6 protein-coding genes are annotated in these 3,664 nt (G+C 61.1%); all 6 read right to left on the bottom strand.

Features of this window, described 5'->3' with window-relative positions; all coding sequences use genetic code 11:
* A partial coding sequence (locus BUA94_RS23020) for a phage tail tape measure protein (RefSeq protein ID WP_328586313.1) occupies positions 1–1,466 on the bottom strand: 1,466 nt, incomplete at its 3' end.
* Positions 1,463–1,642 (bottom strand): hypothetical protein, encoded by a 180-nt coding sequence (locus BUA94_RS23015; protein ID WP_073015820.1) that lies wholly within the window; start codon positions 1,640–1,642, stop codon positions 1,463–1,465. The genes BUA94_RS23015 and BUA94_RS23020, both read right to left, overlap by 4 nt.
* Positions 1,643–1,752: 110 nt before the next feature.
* On the bottom strand, positions 1,753–2,214 hold the full coding sequence (locus tag BUA94_RS23010; protein ID WP_073015818.1) for a hypothetical protein: 462 nt from the start codon (positions 2,212–2,214) through the stop codon (positions 1,753–1,755).
* A complete protein-coding gene (locus BUA94_RS23005) occupies positions 2,214–3,182 on the bottom strand; it encodes a phage tail tube protein (protein ID WP_073015816.1) in 969 nt (322 codons plus the stop codon). Before BUA94_RS23005 ends, BUA94_RS23010 begins: the two co-directional genes overlap by 1 nt.
* A gap of 18 nt (positions 3,183–3,200) precedes the next feature.
* Positions 3,201–3,380 (bottom strand): hypothetical protein, encoded by a 180-nt coding sequence (locus BUA94_RS23000; RefSeq protein ID WP_073015814.1) that lies wholly within the window; start codon positions 3,378–3,380, stop codon positions 3,201–3,203.
* Between the two features lie 32 nt (positions 3,381–3,412).
* The coding region (locus tag BUA94_RS23670; protein WP_175558118.1) for a hypothetical protein at positions 3,413–3,664 on the bottom strand (252 nt) is incomplete at its 5' end.

The raw sequence follows: 3,664 nt of genomic DNA, 5'->3' as shown, positions 1-3,664 counted from the left end.
TGCGCCGGGGTCTTGGACGTCTCAATCAGCCTGGCGATTTCCCGCAGAAGATCAGCTTCCTTCTTCCGCGCCCCGGAAGCGGTCTCGGCTTTCTTGATCTCAAGCTGATATTCTTGCTCGATCTTCGCCTTAGCCCTCTCTGCCTCCTCTGCGCTTAGGCCAGCGGTCACACCGTGTTCCCGCGCCTTATTTGCAAGTTCTTCCAAACGTACAATCTCAGCGAGAGCCGCCTTCTTCTTCTCATCAGCAGTCAAAATCCGCTTGCGCCACTCCTCGGCAGCAACGCGGTCCTTTTCATCTACTGAGAACCCACCGCCTCCAGTTTCCGGCTTGAAAACAAAATCTTCCGAGTAGCCGTTACGCCGGTCCAGAATGTCCTGGATGCGTCCAGCCTCTTCCCTCAGCCGCGCCATCTCCCGTTTGATCGTGGCTTGCACCCGCTTGCCACTCATGGTCTGCGACCGCTCTTCCAGGCGGCTCAGCTCTTCGGTGATCTCCGCGCCACGGATCATGAGCGAGGACGTTTGCTTGTTTTCAAGCGAAGATGCGAGATCGATCAGCGTATTGAAGCCGTCCGCGACTGTCGTCAAAACGCTGTAGAAACCTTGAGCTGCGAGGGAGGAATTGTTGAACGCCCGCGTCAGAGACGTTTCAAGCCGGGTTTCAATCTTCCGGAACTCCCGGTCCAGTTCGGCGGCGCGCTCCACCTCTTCCTTCAGAAAGATCAGATTGAAGCGTTCGGCCTCATCCACCAACCCCTTGAAGTCATCCGCGCCTCGCGCGATCAGCTCGACAAACCGCTCCCCGGCAGTGCCGCCGAAGAGCTCATCGCCTATGCGCACCTGAGCCGACTTCTCAAGCTCCTGCGTCCGCCGGATGATCTCGATGAACAGCGACAACGGATCTTTGAGACGGTCCCGAAGGTCTTCCGCTTCAAAGCCCAGGCGCTGGAAAGCTTCTGCAGCAGAGCCGCCACCTGTTGAAACAAACTCATCCCCGCGCAGTGCCAGTTCTTTCAGACCATCGGTCAGCGCATCGACCGAAATCCGGTTCTGATCCGCCGCGTATTTCAGCGCCTGGAAGTCTTCGACATCAATGGCTGCCCGCTTGGCCTGGTCGCCAAGATCTGCAAGAGCTGCCGTGGCCTCCCTGCCCTTGGTCGCAGCAAGCGTGAAGCCAGCAACCAGCGCACCAAGACTGACGGCGGCAGCAGCGCCGAGCGGACCAATCGCCCGCAGTCCGGCACCAAGCGGGCCAAGGTCATTTGCAAAGCTTTTGACCTTCCCTTTGGCATCGCCAACGGCGCTATCCACCGCCTTCAGGCCAGTGGACGCTGGCTTGGTTGCCTTGGCAATCCGCTCAAGCGCGGCCTGCCCTTCCGCGCCAAACTTCCGCAGCTCGCGCTGAACCACCTTGCCATCGACCGCAGCCAGACGGACACCAACTTGAGGCAAAGCCTTGCTCATTCTTCAGGTTCCTTTGCTTCGCGCAGACCGGCCGTAAATCCCGCTTCAAAGTCGAGGAGGAAGGACCGCAGCCGGTCCAGGTCCAGGCCATCCGCACGGCCACGGATCAGCGCTTCATCCATGCGCAGCCCCATCACATCGCCGCTGAACGGCATGATGTTCCAGATCGAGGGCATCTGCCCGATCTGGACGGCCTGGTCCCCTTCCGAGGTTTCCGGCTCATTGGCCTTCTGGGGGCACTTTGCACCGCAGCTCAGGCCAGCATCCTCGCAGCCCCTGCAGTAGTCTAAGCCGCCCCGCCCGAACCAATGGGCGAGACGGCGGATCCGTTTCCCTCTGCGCGGATCTCCCAGACATCCCGGTACGCCAGCCGCTCAAATTCCTGCAGCTGATCGGGAGACAAGAGCAGCAGGGACACGGAAGCCCGGTCAATCGGCCAAGGCGTTCCGTCATCTTTCAGGACGCCCTTCCAGTCATCGGCAAGCATCTCAAACAGCAGCACCGACGACAGGAACTTGCTAAGCCCGAAAATGTACTGATCATCCTCTGCGCTCGGCTCTTCCGCCTCCGGCAGATGGAAGCTCGCCAGCTCCGCCTTGCCCGACAGATAGTCGCTGAGAATGCGGCCGGTTGCCCGTTCCACATGGGAGGTCTCAACCGAGGTTGCCCGGCGCATATGCACCTGCACCCCATGAGGCAGCGTCTCCCACGCCATGGCGGGAGCGCCCTTTCCAAGAACGACCGCCATCAGTAGGTCGCAATGCCGTTGGTGACCGTCACGGTGAGCATCGGGCTTGTCGGCGTCTGCTCACAGCGGAAGGTCAGTTCGGCTTGAAGTCCGCCCGGCCCACTGATCGGAGCAAACGGCCCCTTTTCAAACCGCACAGCCGCCATGAGAAAGCTGATCTTCATCGTGGCGCTCAGGGCAAACTCCAGCTCCACCTCAATCGGCTCTCCGGCCTTCATCAGGTCATAGTAGGTCTCGTCCTTGTAGCGGACCTGCATCGAACCGCTGCCCGTTGCCGGGTCATCCAGCAGATAGCCGGAGACATACTTGGTCCCGTTCAGTGCCTCATCCGCTGCCGGGTTGTTCTGGACCTGCAGCGACCCGCCGAGGAAGTCCGCAGCCGTCACGCCATCAATGCGCAAGACGCCCTTGGCCGCAGGGATCTGGGCAAGCGCCAGCAACGCGGCCGGTGCGCCTGCAGCACTGGCCCCGAGCTTTTCTTCGCTCCGGCCGACCAGACCAACCGTCACCTGCCGGTAACCTGCCGACCGGTTGAAGTTGAACGACATCGAGGAGACCAGGCAGCCCACATGCTGGAAGAATGCCGCCCCCGCCCGCTTTTCGATTTCAAGAGTGCGGTAGGGCAGTTCTTCCTTGCCCGAGGTGAAGACATGGACATAAGGCCCCGCCCCTGTGGTCGCAGGAGCGCCCAGAAGCCCGGTCAGCCAATAGGGCAAGTGGTTGACGCAGAGCGGGACCACCACATCGCCGCTATGGGTGGAAAGCCCAGGCGCCGGCTTCTCCTGGTCCCGGTTGTTGTTCCGCTCACTGCCAAGCAGTTCATCGGATTCCAGCCCCTCGGCTTCGCCAAGGCTTTCCGAATAGAACACGGTCTGGATGTAATCGCCGCCTGCAGGCGTGCTGAAATCCCCCTGGTCCTTGAACCGGAGGTTTGCGGTCTTGCCGCGCGGGTTTGCGGACGTTGCCATATCGAGTGTCTCCGTGGGTTACCGCTTGCCGGAAATGGCCAGATCCCGGACTGTCGCCGGGCGGATGGACTGGCCGCAGGCCTTCGCCTGATCGGCCGTCAGGTTCTTGATTTCACCGCGCAGGCCTTCGCCTGAATCGTCGCGGGTGAAGACATAAGGGGTCGTCCCCTCAGGCTTGGAAGCCTTGGGCTGCGTCATGGATTGCGCTCCAGTTGCTTGGAAAATTCAGATCAGTAAGGGCGCTCGGAGGTGAAGAGTGCCGTAATCGAGAGTGTCCAGCCGGACACCTGCATGGCCCCATGGCCGGACTGGTCGAGCCGCTGAACGCTCTCGATCTCGCAAGCGTCACAGCCCCCCGAAAGCGTTGAGCCCTCTTCACTCACAAGATAGTCGCCAATCACCTCGACGATGCCAGCCAGAGCCGCCCGGCGCTCCGCATCCGTGTCCGCCTGAACGATGATCTCCACCAGGATCTTCTGGCT

The sequence above is a fragment of the Roseibium suaedae genome (genome assembly GCF_900142725.1).
Taxonomy (GTDB): domain Bacteria; phylum Pseudomonadota; class Alphaproteobacteria; order Rhizobiales; family Stappiaceae; genus Roseibium; species Roseibium suaedae.
The sequence above is the reverse complement of the archived record's forward strand: the minus strand, read 5'-3'. Positions and strand labels throughout refer to the sequence as shown.

Bases quoted from the DNA above. Each gene is read 5' to 3' on its own strand.
- BUA94_RS23015 (WP_073015820.1), bottom strand. From the start codon at position 1,642: ATGCCCTCGATCTGGAACATCATGCCGTTCAGCGGCGATGTGATGGGG.
- BUA94_RS23010 (WP_073015818.1), bottom strand. From the start codon at position 2,214: ATGGCGGTCGTTCTTGGAAAGGGCGCTCCCGCCATGGCGTGGGAGACG.
- BUA94_RS23005 (WP_073015816.1), bottom strand. From the start codon at position 3,182: ATGGCAACGTCCGCAAACCCGCGCGGCAAGACCGCAAACCTCCGGTTC.
- BUA94_RS23000 (WP_073015814.1), bottom strand. From the start codon at position 3,380: ATGACGCAGCCCAAGGCTTCCAAGCCTGAGGGGACGACCCCTTATGTC.